General features: G+C 54.9%; 26 protein-coding genes and 1 pseudogene. 12 read left to right on the top strand and 15 right to left on the bottom strand.

Annotation, left to right across the window (positions count from 1 at the left end):
* Positions 1-24: 24 nt before the first annotated feature.
* Positions 25-1263 carry a TIGR03862 family flavoprotein gene (locus tag HY272_04225; GenBank protein ID MBI3771890.1) on the bottom strand — a complete coding sequence of 413 codons (1239 nt, stop codon included), beginning with the start codon at positions 1261-1263 and terminating at the stop codon, positions 25-27.
* A gap of 313 nt (positions 1264-1576) precedes the next feature.
* Here HY272_04225 and HY272_04220 point away from each other — a divergent pair, with 313 nt between their 5' ends.
* On the top strand, positions 1577-2557 hold the full coding sequence (locus tag HY272_04220) for an HPP family protein (protein MBI3771889.1): 981 nt from the start codon (positions 1577-1579) through the stop codon (positions 2555-2557).
* A 93-nt stretch (positions 2558-2650) separates the two neighbouring features.
* Here HY272_04220 and HY272_04215 read toward each other — a convergent pair whose 3' ends face one another.
* Positions 2651-3709: an SAM-dependent methyltransferase gene (locus HY272_04215; GenBank protein ID MBI3771888.1), complete on the bottom strand. Its 1059-nt coding sequence runs from the start codon at positions 3707-3709 to the stop codon at positions 2651-2653.
* A 222-nt stretch (positions 3710-3931) separates the two neighbouring features.
* On the opposite strand from HY272_04215, the gene HY272_04210 reads away from it, so the two are divergent.
* From HY272_04210 to HY272_04200, 3 genes are all read left to right on the top strand, one after another.
* Complete coding sequence (locus HY272_04210; GenBank protein MBI3771887.1) at positions 3932-4654, top strand: pteridine reductase; 723 nt, start codon at positions 3932-3934, stop codon at positions 4652-4654.
* Positions 4655-4732: 78 nt separating this feature from the next.
* Positions 4733-5098 (top strand): copper resistance protein CopC, encoded by a 366-nt coding sequence (locus tag HY272_04205; protein MBI3771886.1) that lies wholly within the window; start codon positions 4733-4735, stop codon positions 5096-5098.
* Positions 5099-5107: 9 nt separating this feature from the next.
* Positions 5108-6100 carry a CopD family protein gene (locus HY272_04200; protein ID MBI3771885.1) on the top strand — a complete coding sequence of 331 codons (993 nt, stop codon included), beginning with the start codon at positions 5108-5110 and terminating at the stop codon, positions 6098-6100.
* Positions 6101-6147: 47 nt separating this feature from the next.
* Here the strand turns inward: HY272_04200 and folK are convergent, their stop codons facing one another.
* Both folK and folB read right to left on the bottom strand, forming a co-directional pair.
* A complete protein-coding gene (folK, locus tag HY272_04195) occupies positions 6148-6639 on the bottom strand; it encodes a 2-amino-4-hydroxy-6-hydroxymethyldihydropteridine diphosphokinase (protein ID MBI3771884.1) in 492 nt (163 codons plus the stop codon).
* A gap of 1 nt (position 6640) precedes the next feature.
* Positions 6641-6997 carry a dihydroneopterin aldolase gene (gene folB, locus HY272_04190; GenBank protein ID MBI3771883.1) on the bottom strand — a complete coding sequence of 119 codons (357 nt, stop codon included), beginning with the start codon at positions 6995-6997 and terminating at the stop codon, positions 6641-6643.
* A gap of 93 nt (positions 6998-7090) precedes the next feature.
* Between folB and plsY the strand changes: the two genes are divergently transcribed.
* Positions 7091-7672 carry a glycerol-3-phosphate 1-O-acyltransferase PlsY gene (gene plsY, locus HY272_04185; protein ID MBI3771882.1) on the top strand — a complete coding sequence of 194 codons (582 nt, stop codon included), beginning with the start codon at positions 7091-7093 and terminating at the stop codon, positions 7670-7672.
* Positions 7673-7696: 24 nt separating this feature from the next.
* Here plsY and HY272_04180 read toward each other — a convergent pair whose 3' ends face one another.
* Positions 7697-8146 carry an NfeD family protein gene (locus HY272_04180; GenBank protein ID MBI3771881.1) on the bottom strand — a complete coding sequence of 150 codons (450 nt, stop codon included), beginning with the start codon at positions 8144-8146 and terminating at the stop codon, positions 7697-7699.
* A 123-nt stretch (positions 8147-8269) separates the two neighbouring features.
* Here HY272_04180 and HY272_04175 point away from each other — a divergent pair, with 123 nt between their 5' ends.
* A complete protein-coding gene (locus HY272_04175; protein MBI3771880.1) occupies positions 8270-9148 on the top strand; it encodes a lysophospholipid acyltransferase family protein in 879 nt (292 codons plus the stop codon).
* 23 nt (positions 9149-9171) lie between these two features.
* On the opposite strand, the gene HY272_04170 is transcribed toward HY272_04175, so the two are convergent.
* From HY272_04170 to HY272_04140, 7 genes are read right to left on the bottom strand one after another with little or no spacing between them, the layout of a single operon-like run.
* Positions 9172-9750, bottom strand: a complete 579-nt coding sequence (locus HY272_04170) for a class I SAM-dependent methyltransferase (protein ID MBI3771879.1) — start codon at positions 9748-9750, stop codon at positions 9172-9174.
* Between the two features lie 4 nt (positions 9751-9754).
* Positions 9755-11125, bottom strand: coding sequence for a sigma-54-dependent Fis family transcriptional regulator (locus HY272_04165; GenBank protein MBI3771878.1), 1371 nt, complete (start codon positions 11123-11125; stop codon positions 9755-9757).
* Positions 11125-13350 carry a HAMP domain-containing protein gene (locus tag HY272_04160; GenBank protein MBI3771877.1) on the bottom strand — a complete coding sequence of 742 codons (2226 nt, stop codon included), beginning with the start codon at positions 13348-13350 and terminating at the stop codon, positions 11125-11127. The genes HY272_04165 and HY272_04160 overlap by 1 nt, the downstream gene beginning before the upstream one ends.
* Entirely contained in the window at positions 13335-13934 is a 600-nt protein-coding gene (locus HY272_04155; GenBank protein ID MBI3771876.1) for a DUF4390 domain-containing protein, read from the bottom strand. The genes HY272_04160 and HY272_04155 overlap by 16 nt, the downstream gene beginning before the upstream one ends.
* A gap of 3 nt (positions 13935-13937) precedes the next feature.
* Positions 13938-15233: a 16S rRNA (cytosine(967)-C(5))-methyltransferase RsmB gene (gene rsmB, locus HY272_04150; GenBank protein ID MBI3771875.1), complete on the bottom strand. Its 1296-nt coding sequence runs from the start codon at positions 15231-15233 to the stop codon at positions 13938-13940.
* An 8-nt stretch (positions 15234-15241) separates the two neighbouring features.
* Entirely contained in the window at positions 15242-16210 is a 969-nt protein-coding gene (gene fmt / locus HY272_04145) for a methionyl-tRNA formyltransferase (GenBank protein MBI3771874.1), read from the bottom strand.
* An 18-nt stretch (positions 16211-16228) separates the two neighbouring features.
* Positions 16229-16732, bottom strand: coding sequence for a peptide deformylase (locus HY272_04140; protein ID MBI3771873.1), 504 nt, complete (start codon positions 16730-16732; stop codon positions 16229-16231).
* A gap of 128 nt (positions 16733-16860) precedes the next feature.
* Between HY272_04140 and HY272_04135 the strand changes: the two genes are divergently transcribed.
* The 4 genes and pseudogenes from HY272_04135 to topA all read left to right on the top strand — a co-directional run bounded on the left by HY272_04135 (position 16861) and on the right by topA (position 21973).
* Positions 16861-17856: a LysM peptidoglycan-binding domain-containing protein gene (locus tag HY272_04135; GenBank protein ID MBI3771872.1), complete on the top strand. Its 996-nt coding sequence runs from the start codon at positions 16861-16863 to the stop codon at positions 17854-17856.
* 81 nt (positions 17857-17937) lie between these two features.
* Positions 17938-19054, top strand: a pseudogene (dprA, locus tag HY272_04130) (DNA-protecting protein DprA).
* 8 nt (positions 19055-19062) lie between these two features.
* Complete coding sequence (locus HY272_04125; GenBank protein MBI3771871.1) at positions 19063-19545, top strand: DUF494 domain-containing protein; 483 nt, start codon at positions 19063-19065, stop codon at positions 19543-19545.
* A gap of 118 nt (positions 19546-19663) precedes the next feature.
* Positions 19664-21973, top strand: coding sequence for a type I DNA topoisomerase (topA, locus tag HY272_04120; GenBank protein MBI3771870.1), 2310 nt, complete (start codon positions 19664-19666; stop codon positions 21971-21973).
* 2 nt (positions 21974-21975) lie between these two features.
* Here topA and cysB read toward each other — a convergent pair whose 3' ends face one another.
* Positions 21976-22932, bottom strand: coding sequence for an HTH-type transcriptional regulator CysB (cysB, locus tag HY272_04115; protein MBI3771869.1), 957 nt, complete (start codon positions 22930-22932; stop codon positions 21976-21978).
* Between the two features lie 95 nt (positions 22933-23027).
* Positions 23028-23519 (bottom strand): DUF4124 domain-containing protein, encoded by a 492-nt coding sequence (locus HY272_04110; GenBank protein ID MBI3771868.1) that lies wholly within the window; start codon positions 23517-23519, stop codon positions 23028-23030.
* Positions 23520-23642: 123 nt separating this feature from the next.
* Here HY272_04110 and HY272_04105 point away from each other — a divergent pair, with 123 nt between their 5' ends.
* Together HY272_04105 and HY272_04100 are read left to right on the top strand one after the other, a co-directional pair.
* Entirely contained in the window at positions 23643-23837 is a 195-nt protein-coding gene (locus HY272_04105; protein MBI3771867.1) for a hypothetical protein, read from the top strand.
* A gap of 512 nt (positions 23838-24349) precedes the next feature.
* Positions 24350-24580 carry a hypothetical protein gene (locus tag HY272_04100; GenBank protein MBI3771866.1) on the top strand — a complete coding sequence of 77 codons (231 nt, stop codon included), beginning with the start codon at positions 24350-24352 and terminating at the stop codon, positions 24578-24580.
* Positions 24581-24626: 46 nt separating this feature from the next.
* Here the strand turns inward: HY272_04100 and HY272_04095 are convergent, their stop codons facing one another.
* The gene (locus HY272_04095) at positions 24627-26444 is read right to left on the bottom strand and encodes a hypothetical protein (protein MBI3771865.1); all 1818 of its coding nucleotides are present in this window, start codon (positions 26442-26444) and stop codon (positions 24627-24629) included.
* Positions 26445-26490 lie beyond the last annotated feature (46 nt).

Raw genomic sequence — 26490 nt, 5'->3', positions numbered from 1 at the left:
ACTCATTTCACTTTGCTTACAGCGCTAAAAATCTGCCAACCATGCCAGCACCCCTTGCCCGGCGGCGCGACCAGTGGCAAAGCTGGCGGTAAACAGATAGCCCCCCGTAGGCGCTTCCCAATCAAGCATTTCACCGGCACAAAATACGCCCGGGTGGGCGCGGATCATTAATCGCTCATCCAACGCTTCGAAGCGTACGCCGCCCGCGCTGCTGATGGCTTCGTCGAGCGGGCGTGCAGACTTCAATTGCAGTGGCAGCGCCTTGATCGCTGCCGATAGGACAACGGGATTGTTTAATTGTTCCGGAGTAAGTACTTCACGCAGTAATCCCGCCTTGACGCCTTCAATCCCGGCGCGGCTGCGTAAATGCTTCGCCAGTGAATGACTGCCGCGCGGCTTGGCCAGTTGTTGCGTCAATTGCGATAACTCTTGATCTGGCGCCAGATCGAGCAGCAACGTCGCTGCGCCTTGATTGTCAATGGCATCACGCAACCTGGCTGATAGTGCATAAATCAATCCGCCTTCAAGACCGGTGGCAGTGACCATCAACTCACCTTGCTGACGGCAATCGCCATCGGCATCGGTAAACGTGGCGACAACCGATTTGATTGCCTCACCGGCAAACCGTTCGCGGAAGTGTTCGCTCCAGCCGATATCAAAACCGCAATTCGCCGGGCGCAGCGGTGCCACTTCAACGCCATTAGCCTGCAACAAAGACACCCAACTACCATCTGATCCTAGCTTGGCCCAACTGCCACCGCCTAAGGCCAGAATGACGGCGTCGGCCTGCACACAGCTTTCACCCGCAGGCGTTTGAAAGCGCAGCTCACCGTTAGCATTCCAGCCACACCAGCGATGACGCACATGAAACCTGACACCCGCCTCACGCAGCCGATGCAACCAGGCGCGCAACAGCGGCGCGGCCTTGAAATCTTTTGGAAACACGCGCCGCGAACTGCCGACAAAAGTTTCAACGCCCAGTCCTTGCGCCCAGGCACGCAGATCATCCGGCGGGAAGCGATCCAATATTGGTTTGAGTATGGCTTGACGCGCACCGTAACGCGTGATGAATACATCGTAGGGCTCGGAGTGAGTGATGTTCATGCCACCCTTACCTGCCATCAGAAATTTGCGGCCGAGCGAGGGCATGGCATCGTAAAGATCCACGCACAGACCTGCGTTGATCAATACTTCTGCGGCCATCAGCCCCGCGGGGCCGCCGCCGATAATGGCAACTGTTGGTACGTGATGCTGGGATGACATGATGATCCGAATTCAAACTTGGTGATGTGTATTTCACTCTTGCCCTGGCCCTCCCACAAACAGCAGGAGGAAATAAGATCAGGATACCCTCAATCACAGAAGATGCCACCGATCATTGTTTTCAGCTTCAGAAACACCCTCTGCCAGACAACCAAAAACTGAACATAAAGCATCGCCTTTATTTACAAAAGGTTTATGAAACACGGTGACAACCCTTCGCGCTTGTTCTTGTAGACCATATAAAGTAATATTTATTATACATTTTATCTATCCAGGCACCGCAACTGCTTGCTTGATTCATCCAGGACAAAAGATGTCACCAACAAAACACCTGCGTCATTGGTTGCATCTCCTGGGGGTACAAGGAGGCACGCTTAGCCACAAGGAAAAATTTGTTTCCGCCCTCGGCGGATTCCTAGGAATCTTCGTCGTTGCTGTCATCAGCCGGCATTCCCTCAACGGCACTGATGCGCTTTTCATCACTGCTTCCATGGGTGCCTCAGCGGTACTCCTGTTTGCTGTTCCTCATGGGGTCTTGTCGCAACCCTGGCCCCTGGTCGCGAGCCACTTCATATCCGCATTGGTCGGCGTTGTCTGTGCACAGACCATTCCCAATACTTTTTTGGCCGGCGCCACGGCAGTAGCGTTGGCGATATTGTTGATGCATTACCTCCGCTGCATTCATCCACCCGGCGGTGCTACCGCGCTCACGGCGGTGATCGGCGGCCCTGCACTGCATGACTTAGGCTATCAATTCGTTCTCTCCCCAGTCATGTTAAATGTGGTCGCCATTCTCGTCTGCGCTATCGTCTTCAATGCTTTTTTTCCCTGGCGTCGCTATCCAGCATTCTGGGGAAGGGAGAAAAAACATACAGCGTCAGCGGCGACACAGGAATCCATCTCACACGAGGATTTTTTGAACGCGTTGAAAGAAATCAACTCCTTTGTTGATGTTACAGAGGACGATTTACTCCTGATCTATGAGCTGGTCACCAAGGCACGCGCCCAAGGACATATGCAGGCGACACAACTTCACTTAGGTGGCTATTACAGCAACGGTTGTTATGGCGACGATTGGTCCGTGCGCCAGATTGTCGACGAATCCAGCGAACCCGATCCTGCAGCACGCAAGGTAATTTACAAGACCGTCGCTGGTTCCGGCAAAAGATCCACGGGCTGTATTACACGCGCGGAGTTTGCATCATGGGCAAAACATGAGGTTTTCAGAGACGACAAGCACTGGAAACGAATACTACCCGAGTCATCAAAAGATCAGAAGACCGGGCACGAGTAATATAAAACAAACTGTGATGCCAGTCTCCTGCACCATCTCAGTCAAAATAATTTGTCACAGCCACACATGCCAAATAACACCCCGCGGACGACTTTAAAGTCTGTGCCGCCGGTCCTGCACTGAAAACCCCTGCAACATCAAGTCAACGCTACGCGTCAATGCCATCACCTTGAACAACTCGCCCATCTCGCTCGGCAGCGTGAGTTTTTTTACCGCCTGGGTCATAGTCAAATGCGTGCGCACATCATCCGTTGCGGCTTGCTGCAATATTTCACCCAATCCGCAGCCAAGCAGGAATTGCGCCTGGCTGGTATAACCCGCGACATCCAAACTGGCGGCATCCGCTGCCTCAGCCACCGCCGTAAAATCAACATGGGCGGTGATATCCTGCAATCCCGGCCAGACGAAAGGATCGGGATGCGAACGATGCCGATAGTGGCACATCAGCGTGCCGGTGTTGCGATCGGGATGATAATACTCGTGACGCGGAAAGCCGTAATCGATCAGCAGCACAGCGCCTGCCGTCAGCATATTGCCTAGCGCGGCGATCCAGCCATTCAGCGCAAGATTGATTTCAGTAATGTAGCCAAAATCTAATTCATCGGCTATTTCATTTTTTAAATGGACAATCGCTTGTTGCAACTCCACTGTACTTAGCGGGCCATCCACCCAGACAAACGTCTCCGCCTCCCACGCAACATAACGCTCACCAAACTCGGCGCCATCAAACTGCAGCAGATGCACCGGCATCGCATCAATGACTTCATTAGCCAGCACCACACCATGAAAACTCTGCGGTAGTTTATCCAGCCAGCTGACGAACGCTTGCAAATGCGGAGCACGGTTCAGCAAAGTCTCACGTTGTCGCTGTTGCAGATCGGGACTGACTTCAATGATGTAATAATGCTGCGGCAGACAATTAAGTGTTTCGAGTTCAAGCAGCATATCGGTTGCCATGGCACCGGAACCGGCGCCGAATTCGAGAATGTCGCCGCCTTCAATTTGATCCAACACCTGTCGGCATTGCCGCGCCAGACAACGGGCGAACAACGGTGAAATTTCCGGTGCCGTGACATAATCTCCGGCTTCGCCAAATTTGCGGGCACCGGCGACGTAGTAGCCTAATCCCGGCGCATACAAGGCCAGTTCCATGAATCGGGCAAAACTGATGCGGCCACCTGCGGCTATAATCTCGGATCGAATTGTGTCGACCAGGCGCTGGCTATGAGCACTGGCTTCAGCAGAAGGTTGGGGAAAATCGATAGCCAAAATCGGTACCTGAGAAAAAGTGGCGTTTGCAGCGATAATGTAATGCGCTAGAGTTTATCAAATTACATAGGAGTCTCGGGCATGAATACTGAGTTGACTGACAAGGTGGCCCTGATTACCGGTGCGGCGCATCGCATTGGCGCCACCATTGCCCGCACCCTGCATGCCGAGGGCATGAACATCGCGCTACATTATCGCAGTTCTCGCTCTGCGGCCGAAGTGCTGCATGTCGAGCTAAACCGGCTGCGCCCCAACTCGGTGATCTTGATCCAGGCCGATTTGCTCGACGTTAGCGCCTTGCCAGGCCTTGTACACGCTGCCGAGTCGGCATGGGGACGGCTCGATGTGCTGGTAAATAATGCCTCCACCTTTTATCCCACCGCTATCGGCAGCATTACCGAGCGCCATTGGGATGATCTGGTCGGCAGCAATCTTAAAGCACCATTGTTTCTATCGCAGGCTGCCGCGGCTGCCCTGGCCAGACAGCACGGCTGCATCGTGAACATTATTGACATTCACGCCCAGCGGCCGATGAAAGGCTTTCCCGTGTATAGCATCGCTAAGGCTGGCTTGGCGATGCTGACCATGAGCCTGGCGCGTGAACTGGGGCCGAATGTCCGAGTGAATGGCGTAGCACCGGGCGCGATTTTGTGGCCGGAACATGAACTGGCCGAGGAGAACAAGGCCGAAATCATCGACCGCACCGCCCTCAAACGCCAGGGTGTACCGGCTGATATTGCTCGCGCAGTACGATATTTAGTCCGCGATGCCGATTATGTTAGCGGCCAGATTTTGAATGTGGATGGTGGTCGGTCATTGGGCTATTAAAAACGGCCCGGGATCGACACACCATCGGTAACACGATATTATATATTAGTAACACCGAATCTTAGAGGAGCCTAACCCATGTCGCGCCAGCTGTTTGCCTTAATGTTAGTGATCGCCGGTTTTATTGCATTTCCCAACTTTGCCTCTGCCCACGCCAAAATTCTTGGCACCGATCCAGCCAAAGATGCGGTACTGACTACGCCGCCCAAGGCGGTTAACCTGATGTTCGCCAAGGCGCTGGAACCTAAATTCAGCGCTATCCACGTCCTCGATGCCAGCGGCAAACAGATCGATACCGCAAACACCACGATCAAGGGCGATGGCCACAATGAAATGTCGGTCGAACTCCCCGCGTTGCCTGCCGGCGTTTACAAAGTGATGTGGAATATCGTGTCGCTGGACGGCCACAAGATGAAAGGTGACTACACCTTCACCATCAAGTAACGTCAGCCGATGCTGGACAACATCCCCATCGCGATCGCCATTGCCGGCGATTTGCTGATGTTGACCACCGCCGTTGGCGCCGTCACTTGCAGTTTATGGATGTTACCCGCCTACCAAGCAACCCCGCAGCTGCACCGCCGTTTGTGGAAACTGCTGGGTACATGTCTGCTGGGTTTTACCGTCAGTAGTACAGCGGGATTATTACTCCAGACGGCGAGCATCAGTGAACGCTCGGTCATTGATGCCCTGCCGATGGTGAGCACCGTATTGTTTGAAACGCATTATGGGCAACTGTGGCTGATACGCATCTGTGCCGCGATCGTAACAGGAATATTCTGGGCCTGGCATTGGCGGCGGATTACTAATGGCCAACTAATTCCTTACCTCAGCTTTAGCACCTTGCTAGTCATCATTGGCACCTTAAGCACCGCTAGCCACTCCGGTGATGACGGCGTTTTCACACTCTCTAACTTCGCCAATATTGTCCATATCAGCGGCGGTTTGTTATGGGGCGGTGGCATTATCACAATATCGCTGATTGTGCTGCCGGCACTGCGCAGCAGCGCTCCTCCCGCACCAGCCACCATTGCTAACGCTATTTTAGCGCTATCCCGTTTATCGGCGATTGCATTGGCGATGGTCATTTTTTCCGGCATTTACAACGCCTGGCTACAAGTCGGTAGCTGGGATGCGTTGTGGGCAACCACTTATGGCCGGATACTGCTGATCAAGGTTGGATTTGTGTTATTGATGATGGCCCTAGGTGCTCATCACCGTTACGCCGCCGTACCGACTCTGCTACGCTGGGCCAAACTGGAGCCACCGCATTACCTGGTACCATTTGATCGCTTTTTTACCACCAACCCGCACGAGGCAACGCCGCAGGCGTTTCAGCAGACTTTACGATTTGAGGCCGTGTTATTGATCATCGTATTAGCGCTGGCTGCCATGTTGTCGCAACAAACACCCGCAACACACATGGAAGAAGAATCTACAATGTAGGGGCGATTCATGAATCGCCCCTACAATTGACTTGCGCAATAACATCCTCACGAGAATTCAAGCTCAACCGGCCACAAACTCTGTTTCGACTTGTCGAATTCGCACCACAACTCGGCGTAATTCTTCTTCAACAATGGATGTACCACTTGTGGCGCAATCTCGGCCAATGGCTGCAAGACAAAGGCATTTTTGACAATCTCTTCGCGCGGCAATACCAGGCCGACTTCATTCAACACCCGATCGTCGTACAACAACAAATCAAGATCAACAGTACGCGAACTGAAGCGGGGACCACGGCGGTCGTGGCCAAAACGGTCTTCTATCTGGCGCAGGATGCGGGCAACCTCATGCACCGCCTGCCCTGTCTTGGCAGCGGTCACTAGATTATAGAAATTATCGCCATCGAATCCCACGGCCTTGCTTTCATAGACCGATGACAGCGTGACATCAGTAAATTGCTCGCGTAATGCCGCCACTGCCGCGCGCACATGCCGCGCCGGATCGATATTGCTACCGATGCTGATGTAAATATGTGCCATATTAAGGTTTCGTGCCGCGCTCGATGATCACACCCACGTCAGTGGCGCCGCGCACCGCACCCTGTTTGTTCAGCCGCAGGCGCAACCATGGCACATTAAATTCTTGCAGCACCAAATCGGCAATACGTTCGGCCAGTGTTTCGACCAGCTGAAACTGACTGCCGCCGACAAATTCAATCAGCCGTTTGGCAACGGCCTTGTAATTGAGGGTATCGTCGAGCGCATCCGTGGCCGCCGCCTTGCGAATATCCGTCGCCATTTCCAGATCGATGATCACCCGTTGTTTGACGCGCCGCTCCCAGTCGTAGACCCCGATCACGGTTTCAATCTTTAGCCCGCTTAAATAGATAATGTCCATGTCGTTACCAAGGATCCTGCATTAAAGGGCGCGCATAAACGGCAATTTTGCCTTATCATTACGCCCCAGTCTCTGTTGTCTTTACGGTTTATTATGCTTGATATTGGCCTGACTGTATTCGCTTATCTACTGGGTTCGATCTCCACCGGCGTCATCGTCTCGAAGCTGATGAACCTGCCCGATCCACGCCACGAGGGTTCCGGCAATCCCGGCGCCACCAATGTGCTGCGTCTGGGCGGCAAGAAGGCAGCGGCGATTACACTGGCGGGCGACATGCTCAAGGGGCTGATTCCGGTACTGATCGCGCGCGCCCTTGGCGCCGAGGATCACATCCTGGCGGCCATCGGTCTGGCCGCGTTTCTCGGTCACCTCTACCCGGTGTTTTTTGGCTTTCACGGCGGCAAGGGTGTGGCGACCGCGCTCGGCGTCCTGCTCGGCATCTCCTGGCCGGTGGCGCTGGCGGTCATCGGTACCTGGCTGTTGATGGCCAAGCTGTTCAAAATTTCATCGCTGTCGGCGATTACCGCTGCCGTCATGGCCCCGGTATTCATGTGGCGCCTGGAAGATTCGGCGGTGTTTATGACCCTGGCGCTGGTGCTTTCAACACTGTTGATCTGGCGTCATCGCGGCAATATCAAGCGACTGCTGGAAGGCAGTGAAGGCAAGATCAAATAGGGGCGGGCGATGCGTGAATCGCCCCTACGCGACCGGTTCCACTTTCAACCAGCCTTCTCCCATTTCCACCACCCTGACCTTGGCGCCTTCTGGGCTATCATCACCCGTTAACCGCCAGCAATAATCATCGATGTCGAGACTACCGCGCTGCTCAATGATGGGTGAAGTCAGGGTAAATTCGCGGCCAACATAGGCCTTGCTGGCATAGATTTGTTGCAACCGCGCAATCTTGGTCGTCCGCTCGTTGACAATGGAACGGGCGATCCAGATAAACACACCGGAGCCCAAAGCAAAAAACAACAGCTGCGCCGGTAGCCCGACGTGGGTATAGAGATAGGTCAACCCACCCATGGCGCTGGCCGCAACACTGACGGCCAGGTAACGAAAGCTGCCAAATATGGCCTCTAACGCCAGCAACACAAACGACAGGCCAAACCAGTACCAGTGTGTTTCCAATTGAGTTAACAGATCCATTCGATGATTCCAAACAAAGGGGCGCAGCCCTGATAAAATAGCCGCCAGACTGAATTATACCGGGACCTGCCAGGCACAGCACCCTATGAATTTCCGCTGCTCAATAAACCCAAGCGTAACCTGATGCGAATCGTCCTCATCCGCATGCTATTGCGTATCATGTCCTGGCTACCGCTGCCGCTGGCCCATGCCATGGGTGTGGCGCTGGGATGGGCGCTCTTTCTCGTCGACAATAGCCAGCGCCGTACGGCAAAAATTAACCTCGAGCTGTGTTTCCCGGAATGGGATGCCGCAACACAACGTCACCAATTGCGGCGGGTGTTGATCGAAATCAGCAAAACCTTCATGGAAAGTGGCATCGTCTGGTTCTGTGGTCAGCAGCGCCTGCAACGTCTGGTGCGCGAAACGGTGGGTGAAGCGTTGATTACGGATGGCCTGCGTCAGGGCAAAGGCGTACTGCTGATCTCACCACACCTTGGCAACTGGGAAATGACCGGCCTGTATTTCTCCGGCCGCTATCCGATGACCAGCCTCTATCGGCCGCCACGCCAAGCGGCGATCGATGAAATCATTCGCAGCTCACGGCAGCGCTTTGGCGCGCACCTCGTCCCGACCAATGCCCAAGGGGTACGCGCGCTATATCAAGCGATGGCGCAAAATCATTTGGTAGGCATCCTTCCCGATCAAGATCCGCGTGAAAGCGGTGGCGTCTTCGCGCCATTTTTCGGCATCCAGGCCAACACCATGACCCTGGTTTCGCGACTGGCGCAAAAATCCGGCGCGGTGGTCATTTGCACCTATGCCGAACGCTTGTCATGGGGGCGCGGCTTTCGAATTCATGTCCGTGCGGTGGATGAATCCGTACACGCAAAAGATTTAACGATTTCGGTCAGCGCGGTTAACCAAGCCATGGAGGCTGCCGTGCGCCATATCCCTAAACAATACCAATGGGGTTATCAGCGTTTTCGGAGCAGGCCTGAGGGGGAAAAAGAAATTTATTAAGGAACCTCTGAGTGTGTAGCAGGCTATAGCTTCTGCGCCACAAGCAACGCCTCATTACGCAAGCCACGCTGTACATTCCCCACCAGACCTTCCTCGCGATACACCAACACCCGTAACTCGGAAAATAGTTGCAGCAACTCGCCGTCGGCCAGACGCCATTCATCCTTTTTCGGCCCACCTTCTGAAATACGGGTTCGGGTGAAGGTTTGATAAAACAACAAACCACCCGGACGCAACGCGGCGCAGATTTGCGGCGCCAGTACTCTTTCCAGAAAATGCGTCGCCACGATGACATCATAACTCTGCGGTACTAATGGCTGCTGCATCACATCACGCGCCGCGCCATGGACGACCAGACCTCGACGCTGCGCTTCGCGATTGACGCGCTCGATTGCCACCGGTGAAATATCCCAGGCGTCCATCTGCAATCCATGTTCAGCCAACAAAAAGGCGTTACCCGCCAGACCACAGGCCAACTCCAGGCCTCGTCCCTGCGTAGGTGCAAGATGTAAATTTTCCGCCACCACTCGCATCGCCGGCACATCCGCCGCATCACGATAATGGCCATCCCACTTCTGCCGCGCTGCGTCTGATTCGTTCATACCATCACCCTTCATCTTTGGAATTGATCTCCAGCGCCCGCAACTTGCGATAGATATGTGTCCGCTCAATACCTGCCGTCTTGGCAACCTGACTGATATTTCCTTCGGCAAGTTTTAAATGATGTTCAAAATAAAAACGCTCGAACATATCGCGCGCCTCGCGCAAAGGCTGGTTCAAATCCAGCGCCAAGCCTGGCACAACCGCCACCGTCACTGGCTGAGCACCCAGGGCGGAAGCCACTTCTTCGGCATCGATTTCCTCACCTTGCCCTAAAATTAGCAGTCGTTGCACCAGATTCTTCAGCTCCCGCACATTACCCGGCCACTCATGATGCCGCAAACGATTCTGTGCGGCGACGCTAAAATTGCGATAAGGCAACCCTTCGCGCTCAACAAAAAAATCGGTGTAATAGGCAATCAATTCCGGAATATCGTCCGGCCGATCGCGCAACGGTGGCACCGCAATCGGCACCACGTTTAACTGGTAATAAAGATCTTCCCTGAAGCGCCCGGCGCGCACCAGGCTCAAAATATTTTTCTGAGTGGAGGCAACAATCCGGACATTAATATTAACCGCCGTCGTACCGCCACAACGCACGATCATTTGGCTTTGCAAAGCACTCACCAATCTCGCCTGCGTCTCAAGATCCATCTCCGATACTTCATTCAGAAACAAGGTGCCTTTGTCTGCCTGTTCAAGACAACCATAATGAATCTTGCCTTCACTCTCTTCACCAAACAATTCACGCGCCGCATGCTCGGGCGTTAATGTCGCCACACCTACTTCCAGATAAGGTGCCTCACGACGCGGACTGCTTTCATGAAGATAGCGTGCCAACAACCGGCGCCCGGTTCCCGCTTCACCATTGAGCAACACCCAAGCCTCTGCCGCCGCCACTCGCTCAACCTTGGCCCGCACTTCCTCCATAACCGCGCTACGACCCAGGGGGCGCTCCAGCGAACGCAGATGTCGCCGTAAGCCGATATTTTCACGCCGCAACAAATACTGATCCAGCGCATGCCGCACGGTAAGCAACAACTTCGCCAACGACAGCGGTTTCTCCAGAAAATCATAGGCGCCGAGCCGTGTTGCCTCGACCGCCGTTTCAACCGTTGCATGCCCCGACATCATAATCACAGGGATCTGCGACTGATCGGTTTCCACACTCCACTCTTTCAGCAAAGTAATGCCATCGATATCCGGCATCCAGATATCAAGCAACACAAGATCGGGGCGACGTTCGCGACGCGCCTGGCGTGCGCTATTGCCATTGGCCGCGATGCTGACCGAAAATCCTTCATCCTGCAGAATTTCGCGCACCAGATCGCGAATATCCGGCTCATCATCGACAACAAGAATATGCGGCGCCGTCATCAAACCACCCTCTGTTTTGCATCGCAATCATCCATGCGCGACACCTGCTGTAATGGCAAACGGATAATAAATCGCGCGCCACCATTAGCACCCGGCTCCACCCAGATCACTCCATTATGTTCTTCAACAATTTTCTTGACGATTGCCAACCCCAGACCACTGCCTTTGGGCTTGGTGCTGACATAAGGCTCAAATAGCTTGTCAATCATTTCCGGCGGTACGCCAGGGCCATCATCCTCGATGATCAATTCCGCTGCCTGCAACTCGAGCGTGCGCTGTAAAAGAGTGCGCACCTCAAGCTGTTGCTCAGATTGCTGTGACATGGACTCAATCGCATTCTTGATCAGATTATGCAACAGCTGACGCAAGCGGCCGGCATCCGCCTCTATCGTCGTTAACGCGGGATCCATCAAAGTCCTTATCTGCAATTTGGCGCCTTCGACGCGATAAAGTTCGAGCACATCGTTCACCAAATCATTAATCGCAACCGGCACCAACACCAGTTTGGGAGTACGCGCATACTCGGAAAACTCTTTCACCATCATCTTCATTGACTCAACTTGCTGCACAATGGTGTTAGTGGCTCGATTCAAGACTTCGGCGTCATCGCCGCTCATCATTGGCAAATATTTATGGCGCAGCCGTTCCGCAGACAATTGGATGGGCGTCAATGGATTCTTGATTTCATGCGCCAAGCGCCGCGCCACTTCACCCCATGCCGCATCACGTTGCGCCTGAATCAGATTAGTGATGTCATCAAACACAACCACCACGCCACCCCCTTCTTGCGTCGCCTCTGGCAACACTACACCCCGGCACATCAATACCTGACGCCCTTCCAGTCCAAACAACACCACTTGCTCTTGCCATACTTCGTTATTCTTTCCATTACGATCTTTCAGTAACTCGACGAGTTTCTGCAAATGCTCATGCGCGCGCCCAATTTCTTCGAACTCGCAACCCAGTTGCTCATCAAACTTAACACCCAGGATATGCTCAGCCGCCGAATTTGCGGTGCGCAAGACCCCATCACTGCCAAACGTTAAAACTCCGGACGATAAGTGTTTGAGTACGGTTTCCAGATATGCGCGCTGACTCTCGACATCACGCTGACTGCGTTGCGCCTGTTCTTGAGCACTTGCAATCTTCGCCATCATGGTATTAAAGGATTTCACCAAAAAACCAAGCTCATCATTGGCCAATGACTTGATCGGTAAGCGGCGATTGTAATCGCCGGAGGTTACTGCCCGCGTGCCGATCGCCAGAATCCTGATCGGCGCCACCAATCGCCTGGCGGCGTAAAATGCGGCCCATATCGCAGTAAACAATGACAATATCAAGATCAATGACAGCGTCAGCATAAAACTGAATTTGAGCGGGCCGCGCAAGTAGATCAATCGCTCATATTGCGAATAGGCTTGCTTCACCGAATTGGCCAATACGTCGACACGATCCGGCACCATGAAGAGCGCGTGCACAATGCGTGATGCCGACTTGCCCGAGCGCTGAGGCACATTAACAGCCACCCGTGTAAACAATCCCCGCTGGGGATTGATATCGGGGTCTAACGCCACGTATGTCACGCCTTGCCGCAACTGCGACAAAATCACCGCATTGAGTTCCGTCGGCACCAGAATAGTTGTATCCTGGTTGTCATATGCCAACACCCGACCATATTCGGTCATGACCGATACCTCGGTCGCTCCACTATGCTGCCGCAACTCTTCCAACCTGACGGGCAATAACGCCTGCGGCATCTCGCTTACCGCATCGGCAATGACCTCGGTCTGCCGCAACATGTCTCGCATCCGCCAATCCAACGCCGCGCGGCTCAAATTAAGCGCGTCATCCAGCGCCTTCTCGATCTTGACATCAAACCAGCTATCAATGCCGCGATGAATGAAATTCATCGAGAAGTAATACAAAATCGATGCCGGTACGACCGCCAGCACCACAAAGATGATCACCAACCGCGTGGCAAGCCTGGAACCAGTGGCGTGATTGCGATACTGCCGCACCAAACGCCCGAGATTAACGCCGATCAAGCCCGCCAGAATCACCAGCTCCAGCACGTTGATCAACAGCAATGCAATATACGACTTTCCGAACTGTTCCGAGTTTTGGGTGGCGCTGCTCATCAGATAAAGCGACCCCAACAGCAACCCAAACAGCAGAACCACCGCCGCCGGTCCGTTAATTATGCGCTTAATCACGGCAAAGGCCATTCGAACCACTCACTGCTCAAACTTAAATCACCGGAAACATAGGCCCACAAACGCAATGGCACCGGGAACTCGTCAATATTGATTTTGACGCGGATGCGCCCGCTATAGGCAGATTCCTCGGCCAGCCGTTCGTTACTCAGAAATGGAAAATCATCCAGGGTCGAAATCACCGCCAATGCACTATTGAGATTGGGAAGGCTGTATTCGGTGCCCGCATTGAGATTGCGCACGACATAGCGTTGCGTTAGCTCGTTATACTCAAGCCTGTAGAGCTGTGAAACATGCGCCACATCTTCATCCCAGATGTAACTGCGTTTCTGGAAGGCCTCAACCTCGATTTCAAAAATCAGCGGCACACCCTTGTGCAACGCTTCTTTTAATTTGCCGCTGAGCCGCAGATTAAACCCGGCATCCAGACGTAACACTTGATTGACGACTTTGGTTTTGGCATACAGCACTTCAAAAGATGGGATGCCACTTTCCCCTTCGGCGGACGCCGATGCTTGAGAAGCCAGCAAGACACAACAACACGCCAATACCCGGCAACAAGAAACCAGCCAATGAATTTCGGCTCTAGTGTTCACGCGCTAACGCTTCCGTAAACAGGCATAGTAGAACCCATCCATTCCACCCTCCCCTGGCAGAATTTGACGCCCCACCGCCACGCGGGCGCCCCAAGTCACATCCAGCAACTGCTCGGAGGCATCATCATGCCGCGCCAGAAAGTCTTGCACCTGTTGCCAACCTTCCGCCGGCGCAACCGAACAGGTCGCGTACAACAGCATACCCCCTGATTTGAGCAAGGGCCACAAGGCATCAAGGATGCGTGACTGAATTTGTGCCAAGGCCGCAATATCATCCGCCTTGCGTAGCGATTTGATATCAGGATGACGGCGGATCACCCCCGTTGCCGAACACGGCGCATCGATCAGAATGCGATCAAATCTTAGTCCGTCCCACCATGTGTCTGGCGCTGCTGTGTCTCCCGTCACCAGAGTTGCCGCCAAACCCAACCGTTCCAAGCTCTGACCGACACGTTGCAAACGTCCGCCATCATTATCCAGTGCAACCACTTCACCCACCGCCGGCTGACACTCCAGAATATGCGCCGTCTTGCCACCTGGCGCTGCGCACGCATCCAATATCCGCTCACCCGGTTGCGCATTCAGCAATAGCGCCGCCAATTGCGCCGCCTCGTCTTGCACCGAAACACCACCCTCATTAAATCCGGGCAATCGCTGCACATCGACGGGCTTCGCCAGCACAACACCATCTTCACTGTGAACACACGGGGTAGCGTCGACTCCCGCCTGTTGCAGACTCGCCAGGTATTCCGCGCGCGAATTTTTACGCCGATTCACGCGCAAAACCATCGGCGGCCGTTGATTGTTCGCGTCTGCGATAGCTTGCCAATGCTCTGGATACGCTGTCTGCAACATCTTCAGCAGCCAGGCGGGATGCGCATACCGGGCGCCAGAATTGCCTTCAACCTTCGCCTGTAATGCCTCGCGTTGCCGCTGATAATTGCGCAACACGGCGTTCATCAAACCACGCGCCCACTCTTTTTTCAGCAAAGCGGTCGCCGATACCGTTGCCGACACTGAGGCATGCGCGGGCACACGCATATACTCCAACTGATAAACACCGAGCAACAGCAAGGCCTGCACATCGGCATCCCGCTCCTTTAATGGATTCTGCAGCAATTGTTTAACAAAAAATTCAAGCCGCCAGCGCCAACGCAATACCCCATACACCATTTCCTGCAACAAGGCCGCATCTTTAGCCTCAACCCGTGCCTGCCAACGCGGCATGACCATGCTCAATGACTGCCCTTCGACGATCACCTCAACGATTGCGCGCGCAGCAGCAACACGCACATCCATAACTGCGCTCAAGCGTCTGGCCTCAAAGACTCAAACCGCTGACCAATACTGCGCAACTCGGGACGTGCATTGATCAGATCGCCCACCGCCAACGGCTTAGCGCCCGGAAACTGCAAACTCAGCAGCCGTAACACACCATCACCAGTGGCAACATCGATACCTTGTTTGCTGGCTGCAACGATAGAACCTGGCTCAGCCTGTGTACGTTCCGGCAATGCCTGCGCTTGCCACACGCGCACTGTTTCTCCGCCAAACACACTTTGCGCCACCGGCCAGGGATTAAATGCCCGCACCTGACGCTCCAACGACAAAGCCGCCTGCGACCAATCCAGCGCCGCTTCCTCTTTGCTCAACTTGTGGGCGTAACAGGCAAGACCGTCATCCTGGACCTCGGGCTGCAATGTGCCACACTGCAATTGCACTAGCGCTTCTGTCATCGCCGCAGCGCCAATTTTCGCCAGACGATCATGCAACGTCTGCGCAGTATCATTCGCTTCAATCGCGCACTGCTGTTTCAACAACATCGCCCCGGTATCCAGACCGACATCCATTTGCATAATCGTAACGCCAGTTTCCTGATCACCCGCCAGGATTGCGCGCTGGATCGGTGCCGCACCACGCCAACGCGGCAGCAGCGAGGCATGGATATTGATACATCCCAAACGCGGAATCTCGAGCACCGCCTTCGGCAACAACAAACCGTAGGCCACCACAATCATTAAATCGGGCTGCAATGCCCGTAACGCCGCCTGCTCGCCCGCATCTTTAAGTGTCAACGGTTGCCGTACTTCCAGGTGACGTGCTAACGCCAGTTCCTTCACCGGACTTGGCGTCAATTTGCGGCCACGCCCTGCAGGACGATCGGGTTGCGTATAAACGGCAAGAATGAAATGTGGGGTAGCGATTAAGGCGCGCAACGCCTCGGCGGCAAATTCAGGTGTTCCTGCGAACACCACCTTCAATGGGTTATCAGCCATGATTCCTTTGCCTGTGCGTTACAGATTGTGACGACGCTGCTTTTCCAGCTTTTTGCGAATGCGTTGCCGCTTGATTTCGGAGAGATAATCGACGAATAACTTGCCATCGAGATGATCGATTTCATGCTGAATGCACACCGCCTCCAGCCCGTTGGCCTCCATCTCAAATGGATTCCCTTCGCGGTCCAGCGCCTTGACCTTGATCCACTGCGCACGTTGAACGGCTTCATAGATGCCCGGCACCGACAGACAACCTTCGTCCATCTCTTCTGTGCCACTGCTCTGGATGATCTCGGGATTGATCAGCGCCAGCGGTGCGTTCGCCTCCTCCGAGATATCGACCACGATTACCCGCTTAAAAACATTGACCTGGGGCGCCGCCAGGCCGATGCCCGGCGCCTGATACATGGTCTCAAACATATCCTTAATGAGGACGTGGATTTCAGTATCCACCGTAGCCACTGGCTGTGACCGGGTTCGCAACCGTGGATCTGGAAAATGGAGAATTGGAAGAATTGCCATAGCATCCCATTAACTATTTGGCCCAACGGCCGATTATACTGCTGAATTGCAGTGGTGACACCCGCGCCGGGAAACGTGTTCCCGCCCGCCACCCGCCCTGCACAACCACTGGCAAAAAGGATTCGCCCATGTGCATCAAACGCACCCTCTTGGCAATGATCATCAGCTTGGGCCTGAACGGACAGCTACTGGCCGAAGAACTTGAACTCAACCCCGACCACCCAACCCGCTACGTGGTCGTCAAAGGGGATACCTTATGGGAAATCTCCGCCAAGTTCCTGCGCGACCCATGGCGCTGGCCAGAACTCTGGAACCTCAACCCAGCCATCAATAACCCGCATCTGATTTACCCTGGCGATGCCATCTCGCTGGTATTCAGAGAGGGAAAACCGACACTGGAAATTGAGCGAGGCCAGCAAGTCGTCAAGCTATCGCCCGAACCGGCTCCAGCCAGCGCGACCCAAACCGTCAAACTCTCACCCACGGCCCACGCCACACCACTGACCCAGGCCATTCCGACCGTCGCCTCTGATGTCATCCGCCAGTTTCTCGGCCGACCCCGCGTACTGAGCAAAGAAGCCATCGATAATGCTGGCTATCTCGCCGCCGCCGAAGAAGGCCGCCTGATCAGCGGCAGCGGCACCAAAGTCTTCGCCCGCAACCTGGCCGCAACCGACAACAACAATTTCGCCGTCTATCACATCGGCCAACCCTACTTTGACCCCAACAACAAACGCCGCGTCCTCGGTTATGAGGCCCTGCATGTCGCCGACCTCACCCTGCTTGAGCCTGGCGACCCCAGCACCCTCAGAATCAGCAAGGCCGTTAGAGGGGAAATCGTCTCCATTCTCGACGGCCTCTGGCGCGCCGGACAATATCAATCGGTCGTCATCAATAAAGGCAGCAAAGATGGCCTCGAAGCCGGCCATGTGCTCGCCGTCTATCAATCCGGCCTCACCGTGCGTGACAAAGATGCCAGCCGCCGAGGCAGCAGCGACCTCACCCTGCCCGACAATCGCGCTGGGCTAGTGATGGTTTACCGCAGTTTTGACAATGTCAGTTACGCCCTGATCATGAATGCCGTCCGTGATATTCGGGCGAATGACAGCGTGACCAATCCATAATTAATAAAGTAACTCTCCTCAGGGCAGGCGCCGAGGGTGTCTGCCCTTTTATATTTGCTGTTTTCCCTTTACCCTTGGCGCATGTTCACCCGCTTCCCCGAATCAGAACGCGCACTCGCCGCCTGGCTGACGCTGCGCCGTACCCCCGGCATTGGCACGGTACGTTTTCTCAATCTGCTCGATCAATTCGAGCAGCCCCTGGCCGTGTTCGACGCTGTCGCCTGCCGCACACCGCTCGGCCTGCCGCAGGATACCCTCGCCGCCTTGCGCAACCCGGACTGGACGGGGGTAGACACCGATCTGGCCTGGCTGCGCAAAGATGCGACACGCCACATCCTCACCCTGCATGATCCACGCTACCCGGCACTGCTTAGAAATCAGCGACCCGCCGCCGCTGTTGTTCGTGATCGGCAACCCCGATCTCTTACAGCAATCGCAGCTGGCCATGGTCGGCAGCCGCAACCCCAGCGTCGATGGCCGCGAAAACGCCCAAGCCTTTGCTCGCGAGCTGGTCAATCAAGGGCTGGTGATCACCAGTGGCCTGGCCCTGGGCATCGATGCCGCGGCCCATCAGGGGGCGCTGGCCGGGGATGGCCTCACCATCGCCGTCACCGGCACCGGACTGGACCGGGTTTACCCGGCCCGCCACCGTGCCCTGGCCAAAGAGATTGCTGCCCGTGGCGCCCTAGTCTCGGAATTCCCGATTGGCACCCCGGCGTTGGCCGAAAATTTTCCGCGTCGCAACCGCATTATCAGCGGCCTGAGCCTGGGCACCCTGGTGGTCGAGGCGGCCCCGCAAAGCGGCTCCCTGATCACTGCCCGCCTCGCCGCCGAACAAGGGCGCGAGGTCTTCGCCATCCCCGGCTCGATCCACAATCCGCTGGCGCGGGGCTGCCATCAATTGATCCGCCAAGGCGCGAAACTGGTCGAATCCGTGGCTGACATCCTCGAGGAAATCCATGTAACCTATGCGCCAAAAGCCAGCGTTACCCAGGATAATAGCCAAACCACCCCCGATCTCGATGACAACTCGCTGATTTTGTGGTCAAATCTCGGCAGCGCTCCGACCTCGGTCGACACCCTGGTCTCACGCAGCCAATTGACGACAGAACAGGTTTCCTCCATTCTGTTAATAATGGAACTGCAAGGATGGGTCACCAGCGCTCCGGGCGGAATGTATTTGCGAGTAGATAGATAAGGCATTCAATGAAAGAAAACGTGCTCGATATATTGATGTACATGTTCGAACACTGCATGGACAGCGAGACAGGGATATTGCCGGACGAAGATGCGTTACGCGATCATCTCGACGACGCTGGCTTCCAGCATCGTGACATCGACAAGGCCTTTGCCTGGCTGGAAGGTTTGGCCGCGGCACGCGACAACTCGTTTTTTAACGCCGACTCTACCGCCATTCCGCCATTTCGTGTTTTTTCCACTCAGGAAACTGCACGGCTGGACGCCGAGTGCCGTGGTTTTCTGATGTTTATGGAACAGTCAGGCGTGCTGGATCCGATCAGCCGGGAATTGGTCATTGATCGCGCCATGGCATTGGAAACACCAGAGATCGATCTTACTCAACTCAAGTGGGTTATCCTGATGGTATTGCTCAATCAACCCGGTCAGGAATCAGCCTTTGCCTGGCTCGAAGACCTGGTCTTCGACGAGGCGCCCGGTCAAATCCACTGATTTTCCTTGCATAGATTAAGCGGCACCACTGGACGAACAGGACAGGCGGTCTAAACTCTGCGATGTTCTGACCGCTATCTGTTCGCAAGCAGCCTAATTCGGATCTGATAATTAAATCATGAGCAAAAACCTCGTCATCGTCGAATCGCCTGCCAAGGCTAAGACCATCAAAAAATATCTCGGCAAGGACTTTGACGTCATGGCGTCTTATGGTCATGTCCGCGATTTAAAGCCGAAAGAAGGCGCCGTCGACACTGACAACGACTTCGCCATGAAGTATCAGCTGATCGAAAAAAACAAAAAACATATCGACGCCATTGCCGAGTCCGTCAAGGACGCTGACACGCTCTTTCTCGCAACTGACCCTGATCGCGAAGGCGAGGCCATTTCCTGGCATATCTGTGAACATCTGCGCGAAAAAAAGCTGCTGAAAAACAAACTCGTCAAGCGCGTCGTGTTTCATGAAATCACCAAACGCGCGATTCAGGCGGCGATCGAGAATCCACGTGACATATCGCAAGATTTAGTCGATGCGCAACAGGCGCGCCGGGCACTGGATTATCTGGTTGGCTTCAATCTTTCGCCGCTGCTCTGGAAAAAGATCCGGCGCGGCTTGTCCGCCGGCCGCGTGCAAAGCCCGGCCCTGCGCATGATCGTCGAGCGCGAGGAAGAAATCGAAAAGTTTGTTGCCCGTGAATATTGGACCCTGGAGGCCGAGCTGCGCAAAGGTCGTGCGGCAAAGTTTAACGGCAAATTGATTCAGTTCCAGGGCGAGAAACTCACGCAATTCAGCGTTGAAGCCGAGACCCGCGCCACTGAGATCAAGACTATCATCGAACGTGACTCCAAAGGCACGCTCAAAGTCGTCAAGATCGACAAGAAACAACGCAAGCGCAATCCAACACCGCCGTTTATTACCTCGACCCTGCAACAGGAAGCCTCGCGCAAGCTGGGTTACACCGCTCAACGTACCATGCGTCTGGCGCAACAACTGTATGAAGGTATCGACACCGGCAGCGGCGCCGTCGGCTTGATCAGCTACATGCGTACCGACTCGGTGAATCTGGCGCAGGAAGCCATTGCCGAAATCCGCGATTACATCAAGGAACGTTATGGCGCGGAAAATCTGCCGGATGAGCCCAACGTTTATAAAACAAAATCCAAGAACGCGCAGGAAGCGCACGAGGCGATTCGGCCGACGGCAGTCACACGCGACCCTGCTTCGCTGGCGTCATATTTGAACAAGGATCAGCTCAAGCTTTATGAGCTGATCTGGAAACGCACCGTCGCCTGCCAGATGATTCATGCCACGCTCGACACGGTAGCGGTCGATCTTACCGCGGGCAGCGAAGACAATCTATTCCGCGCCAACGGCTCCACCGTGGTCAAACCCGGTTTCATGACGGTTTACCAGGAAGACGCCGACGACTCCAAACCCGCCGACGATGAAGATGAACGCATTCTGCCACCCTTGGAAGTCGGCGATGAAATTAAATTGGTCGAATTGCTTGCCAATCAGCACTTCACCGAGCCACCACCGCGCTACACCGAAGCCAGTCTGGTCAAGGCGCTGGAAGAACACGGCATCGGCCGCCCTTCGACTTATGCCTCGATCATCTCTACGTTGCAGCAACGCGAATATGTCGATCTCGACAAGCGGCGTTTTACACCGACCGATGTTGGCCGCATCGTCAATAAATTTCTGACCGACTATTTCACACAATATGTCGATTATGATTTCACGGCGCGGCTTGAAGATGAGCTGGATGCGGTATCGCGCGGCGAAGCCGAGTGGAAACCATTATTGGCCACGTTCTGGGGGCCCTTTAAAAAGCTGGTCGATGACACCGAAACCAATGTCAGTCGCCAGGATGTGACGCACGAAGCGCTCGATGAGGCCTGTCCGAAATGCGGCAAACCGCTGTCGATACGCCTCGGTCGTCGCGGCCGTTTTGTCGGTTGCACCGGTTTCCCCGAGTGCGACTACACGCGCAGCATGGACGATCAGCCGGGCGAAACGCCGCAAATCGAAGTCATCGAAGGCCGTACGTGCCCGAAATGCGACGCGCCGCTCATCATCCGCAGCGGCCGTTATGGCAAATTCATCGGCTGCTCCGGTTATCCGAATTGCAAGTACATTGAACCACTGGAAAAACCCAAAGACACCGGCGTGATCTGCCCCGAATGCAAAGAGGGGTCAATGGTGTCGCGCAAATCGCGCTATGGCAAAATCTTCTATTCCTGCTCGCGCTATCCGGATTGCAAATACGCCGTCTGGAATGAGCCCGTGAATGAAGCTTGCCCGTCGTGCAAGTGGCCGATCATGACCATCAAAATCACCAAACGCCGTGGCACGGAGAAGGTCTGCCCGCAGAAGGAATGCGGTCATAGCATTGAGATTGAGCCGCCAGAACCCAAAAAGACTTGAGGCTACTCAGCAGCGTCTTCGGCTAAATTCTCAACGGCATGCTTGATCATGGCCGCCTCCACGACAGCGCGTGTGAGGTGCGGCGCGAACAATTCGATGAAGTCATACAAATAGCCGCGCAGATAGGCGCCACGCCGGATACCGATCCGGGTGGTGCTTGGCTCGAACAAATGCGCGGCATCGATGGCACGCAAATTTTGATCGCGCGCCGGATCAAAGGCCATCTTCGCTAAAATGCCTATCCCCAAACCCAGTTCAACGTAAGTTTTGATGACATCCGAGTCGATAGCGGTAAGCACGACATTGGGCTGCAACCCTGCCTGCTCGAAGGCGCGGTTGATTTTAGAGCGCCCGGCAACGGTAGGATCGTAAGTCACGATCGGATACTTGGCGATCGCCTCCAGCGTCAACGGCGTCACACTCAACAACGGATGTTCAGGCGGACATACCACGCAACGATTCCATTCATAACAGGGCAGGGTCACCAGCTGAGAAACTTCTTCCAGCGCCTCGGTCGCGATCGCCAGATCCACGGCACCGCTGGCGGCGAGTTCAGCCACATGGCCAGGACTGCCTTGATGCAACTCCAGTCGCACTTCGGGAAAACGTTGTTTAAACGCCGTCACCGCCAGCGGCAGCGCATACCGCGCCTGGGTATGGGTGGTGGCCACTGACAAACGACCACTGCTCTGACTGGAATATTCGCCGCTGATTTTTTTGATGTTTTCGACTTCACGCAACACCTGCTCCGCCATCTCCAGGATCGCCCGGCCGGGTTCGGTGACTCCCACCAGCCGCTTGCCATTGCGCTCGAAAATTTGGACGTTGAGCTCATCTTCCAGCAGCCGGATCTGACTACTCACACCCGGTTGCGCGGTATGCAGCGCCTCAGCCGCCGCCGAGACATTCATTCCCCGCCGCGCAACCTCGCGGATATAAAGTAATTGCTGTAGCTTCATGGCCCCTTATAAAACTATCTGCTAACGATAATTTAGTATATCGCCAAACATGATAATTGGTAGGGGCGATTGTTTGGGCGATTCACGAATCGCCCCTATTTTTTCAAATCCTCAACCCGCTGCTTGGCCGCCGCCACCGCCGCCTCCAATTGTTTGATGCGTTCGAAATAGCTGGGCAACAACCGCGTGCCCGTCGAAATGCGCTGTACCTCACCCGCCTGTGGCTCATGCCCTGCTGCCAACGCTTGCTCCGCCGCCCGCAGCGCTTCCTCCGCCTCATTCAACTCCAGTTGCGACTGCTCTCGTTGCTGACGTTGAGCGTCCAGCGCCTGCCCCAACGCCTCGGAGCGCTGTAGTTGCCGCTGCAACACGGCCGGATCCTGCACGATTACCTGCTGTGGTGTAGGGACGTCCATCGCTTCGCCCTTGATCCCGGCAGGCGGCGGTTGCGAGGAAAAGGTGACCGAGCCATCTTCCGCCACCCAGCGATAAATACGCGCCTCTTCCGCGGAAACAACGGTCGTCGCGGAGCAAACAAGGCAAACCATCAGTATCTGGGATATCTGGCGCATAACGATAATGATCATACTATGTCTCACCCTGGACACACACCCAGCGTTGACAATTGTCGACTCAATCAGTGAAGAATACAACTACAAAAAGTAGTGCTATAATGATTCTGGTTCAATTATCCCGGGGGGGACCTAACCATGGCTGTATCAAAGCTCCATATCGAAGACCAACCTGCCAAATTGACTTGGCGTGAGATTCGGGAACGAATCGAGCAAGCCGGCGTGAGTGATGCCGATGAAATTGATTGTATCGAAATCTCGTGGGGTACGCTCGACCAACTCTCATTCACCAAAGACCAGGATTTCGGCTGGCAAATCCGCCAAAGCTGCTAATCCCGGCGTCTGCACGACCTTACCCCCCAATCCGGCATCGCTGGATTGGGGGTTTGTGTTTCATATCCTCATTATCAATATTCTTGAATGTTCGCCATCCTGGTCTATACATAATGTTGCAGCCTGAATGAACAGGCCGCAATTCATCACTGCAGTGATCTCTTCAACTTGTATCGGCTCTGGTATACAGGGGGATAGCATGACGCCACCGCATCAAAAGAAAGAGTTGTACCCGCGAAAAGATACCATCCAGGTATTGATGGGAATCCCGGTAGTCATGACGGTCGCGGTTATTATTGCCAATTTCGCTACATCATACGCGGGGCTGTAACGCCCGCAATCCCAGGTCATCCCAATCAACCACCGCCGGGACATCGACCCCGGCGGTTTTTTTGAGCCCGCGTTGCCACACGCCTAAAGTTGAGCAATAGACTACCGATATATTGGGTGGAACTCTTGTGAATATCACTAGATATAGGGGTCATCGCCCCCTCAACCGAAGGAGTCCATCCATGCTGAGCTATGTCTACCGCCTTGCCTCCGACTTCCAGCGCAACCACGGCTATTGGCCTAATCGGCTTTATCTCAACACCGAACATTTCCAGCATTGGCAAAACGAGGTCGGCGACAGCGATTCCTTCGCTGAATTGACCCGGCGCCTGGCAATGGACGTGGTCATTTCGACGGATGCATTACACCCGCATGTGGCTTGGCTGCCGGAACAGCAACGTTACGCGAGCTAAAAAGTAAGTGCTGCAACGCAGGCAGGGATGCCTGAAATTTTATCGATTAAAACGAGATACGATTCGCCAACAGGTATTTCATATTCACGCTCTGACCACTGCCATCGGTTTCATTGATCTGCTGCAACCAGAACACGGTAATCACGCCACTGCTATCGATCACCATACTCGCCGATCCACCGCTGTTGGGATCGACTGAGCCTGAACCATTGGGACGATTGTATCTGCCATCGACACGCCTCACGCCAAGCCAACTAAACGTATCGTGATGATTCACCAGCAGGTGTTGCACGCCTGTGCTGTCGCTTTGCTGCCACAGTAGCGTGATCTTGCGCGTTGCCGCGGCCATCACACTGATGGGGGAAGTGACGCCGCTATCACTCAGATCCTCAACTGCGGTTCTGCCCTGCCAAGCGCTGGATGCCACAAGATAACGATTGGCCCACAGATCAATTTGCCCCGTGGCATTCACCTGCTGGAGCCAATAAACAGTAACATTACCTGCGCTATCGACGAGCGCGTAAGGATTGGTGGCCTCCCCTGCTGGGGAACTCTGGCTCAATTTCGTAGGCACATCCCAACTCCCAGCATTGGTCTTGCGGCTCACCCACAAATCGTCCTTGGTACCACTGCCGCTGCTCTGCGGCCAGACGGCGGTGAGCGTACCCGTGCTGTCAGCCGCCACTTCCGCCAGACCGGCGCTGGTCGTTTGACTATCCAAGGCCACTGCCGCCTGCAACACCGGCGCCACTTCGCGCGCCCAGAGATCATTGGCCGTTCCGTTATATTGAGTCCAGAAGACAAAGGCTTTGTTGGCTGCACCTAGCTTTATCGTAGGGTTGCTCACGTCTCCATTGCTGACTTCAAGCGTTGCGGCGGCGGCCCAAGCGCCGCCGAAGGTGAAACGCGCGTACCACAAGTTGAAATAGGCCGCGCCATCATACTGTCGCCAAGCCACGGTTACGTTGCCTGCGCCATCAACGGCCATGGTTTCACCTTGCGCATCACCACCCGCACCACTGCTCAACTTAGTGAAGCCAGACCAAGCACCCGCATAACGATTGGCATAAACATCAAACCGCGCATCGGTACTGTCCTTCTGCCGCCAAAGCACGGTGACTACGTTATTTGTAGTGTCTAGCGCCAGCTGCGGACTGTCCACATCATGCTGCGTATTATCATCAAGCTGAGCAATTGTCCCAACGGCACCACAGTTACCATTGGCATCACAACGCCGGCCATATAAATGATAGTTCGCGGTCTGCTGCCCCCACGTCACCGTAATATTATTTCCGGTATCGACGATGGCATTCAGGGCACCGATGAGGCCTGCGGCATTGTCTATGACTGCGGGCGCCGACCACAGGGTTCCGTTATAACGCGTCATCAACACGTCATCGGTACTGCCACCCGAGGCGCTGGCCTGGCTCCAGACAACAGTAACGACATTGTTGCTATCAATCAAAACCTTGAACTGCTGACCTACAGTACCTGATCCGGATTCCAACGATTCCAGCGGTCCCCAAGCACCACTGCTATAACGCCTGGCGAAGAGATTGTTGCGGGTACCATCAGACTGCAGCCAGACCACGGTCACCGCACGGCCATCTGCCGCGCTTGCCACCACCGCCTGATAGGCCCCCACGTCACCAGCGCTACTGCCGCCCAATTCGGCAGTAGCGCCGATCGAGGTGACCGGTGCGGCCACCAAGGACCCGCTCTCTGAAATCACCCCTTTTACCGGCCCGCTCAGGGTATTGTCTTTGGCGTTATTGCCATCCGGCCCGCAGCCAACCACCGCTGCCAGCAGGCACAGCTGGGCGCTGCGTAAGGTTTGTTTCAATAATGGCACTTGCTTAAACATAATCAGTTATTTACCGCTTAACTGTCCTTTTGTCCAGCGAACCCGG

It is taken from the genome of Gammaproteobacteria bacterium (assembly GCA_016200485.1).
GTDB lineage: Bacteria > Pseudomonadota > Gammaproteobacteria > Tenderiales > Tenderiaceae > JACQEP01.
Note: the sequence above shows the minus strand (reverse complement) of the source record. Positions and strands in the feature narration are given on the sequence as shown.

Excerpts from the sequence above, each read along its gene's own strand:
- HY272_04140 (MBI3771873.1), bottom strand. The coding sequence starts at position 16,732 with ATGGCAATTCTTCCAATTCTCCATTTTCCAGATCCACGGTTGCGAACC.
- HY272_04105 (MBI3771867.1), top strand. The coding sequence starts at position 23,643 with ATGGCTGTATCAAAGCTCCATATCGAAGACCAACCTGCCAAATTGACT.
- HY272_04205 (MBI3771886.1), top strand. The coding sequence starts at position 4,733 with ATGTCGCGCCAGCTGTTTGCCTTAATGTTAGTGATCGCCGGTTTTATT.
- HY272_04180 (MBI3771881.1), bottom strand. The coding sequence starts at position 8,146 with ATGGATCTGTTAACTCAATTGGAAACACACTGGTACTGGTTTGGCCTG.
- topA (MBI3771870.1), top strand. The coding sequence starts at position 19,664 with ATGAGCAAAAACCTCGTCATCGTCGAATCGCCTGCCAAGGCTAAGACC.
- HY272_04220 (MBI3771889.1), top strand. The coding sequence starts at position 1,577 with ATGTCACCAACAAAACACCTGCGTCATTGGTTGCATCTCCTGGGGGTA.
- HY272_04225 (MBI3771890.1), bottom strand. The coding sequence starts at position 1,263 with ATGTCATCCCAGCATCACGTACCAACAGTTGCCATTATCGGCGGCGGC.
- rsmB (MBI3771875.1), bottom strand. The coding sequence starts at position 15,233 with ATGGATGTGCGTGTTGCTGCTGCGCGCGCAATCGTTGAGGTGATCGTC.
- HY272_04160 (MBI3771877.1), bottom strand. The coding sequence starts at position 13,350 with ATGGCCTTTGCCGTGATTAAGCGCATAATTAACGGACCGGCGGCGGTG.
- HY272_04170 (MBI3771879.1), bottom strand. The coding sequence starts at position 9,750 with ATGAACGAATCAGACGCAGCGCGGCAGAAGTGGGATGGCCATTATCGT.
- HY272_04125 (MBI3771871.1), top strand. The coding sequence starts at position 19,063 with ATGAAAGAAAACGTGCTCGATATATTGATGTACATGTTCGAACACTGC.
- folK (MBI3771884.1), bottom strand. The coding sequence starts at position 6,639 with ATGGCACATATTTACATCAGCATCGGTAGCAATATCGATCCGGCGCGG.
- HY272_04175 (MBI3771880.1), top strand. The coding sequence starts at position 8,270 with ATGCGAATCGTCCTCATCCGCATGCTATTGCGTATCATGTCCTGGCTA.
- HY272_04215 (MBI3771888.1), bottom strand. The coding sequence starts at position 3,709 with ATGGAACTGGCCTTGTATGCGCCGGGATTAGGCTACTACGTCGCCGGT.
- cysB (MBI3771869.1), bottom strand. The coding sequence starts at position 22,932 with ATGAAGCTACAGCAATTACTTTATATCCGCGAGGTTGCGCGGCGGGGA.
- folB (MBI3771883.1), bottom strand. The coding sequence starts at position 6,997 with ATGGACATTATCTATTTAAGCGGGCTAAAGATTGAAACCGTGATCGGG.
- HY272_04200 (MBI3771885.1), top strand. The coding sequence starts at position 5,108 with ATGCTGGACAACATCCCCATCGCGATCGCCATTGCCGGCGATTTGCTG.
- fmt (MBI3771874.1), bottom strand. The coding sequence starts at position 16,210 with ATGGCTGATAACCCATTGAAGGTGGTGTTCGCAGGAACACCTGAATTT.
- HY272_04100 (MBI3771866.1), top strand. The coding sequence starts at position 24,350 with ATGCTGAGCTATGTCTACCGCCTTGCCTCCGACTTCCAGCGCAACCAC.
- HY272_04165 (MBI3771878.1), bottom strand. The coding sequence starts at position 11,125 with ATGACGGCGCCGCATATTCTTGTTGTCGATGATGAGCCGGATATTCGC.
- HY272_04135 (MBI3771872.1), top strand. The coding sequence starts at position 16,861 with ATGTGCATCAAACGCACCCTCTTGGCAATGATCATCAGCTTGGGCCTG.
- HY272_04095 (MBI3771865.1), bottom strand. The coding sequence starts at position 26,444 with ATGTTTAAGCAAGTGCCATTATTGAAACAAACCTTACGCAGCGCCCAG.
- plsY (MBI3771882.1), top strand. The coding sequence starts at position 7,091 with ATGCTTGATATTGGCCTGACTGTATTCGCTTATCTACTGGGTTCGATC.
- HY272_04110 (MBI3771868.1), bottom strand. The coding sequence starts at position 23,519 with ATGATCATTATCGTTATGCGCCAGATATCCCAGATACTGATGGTTTGC.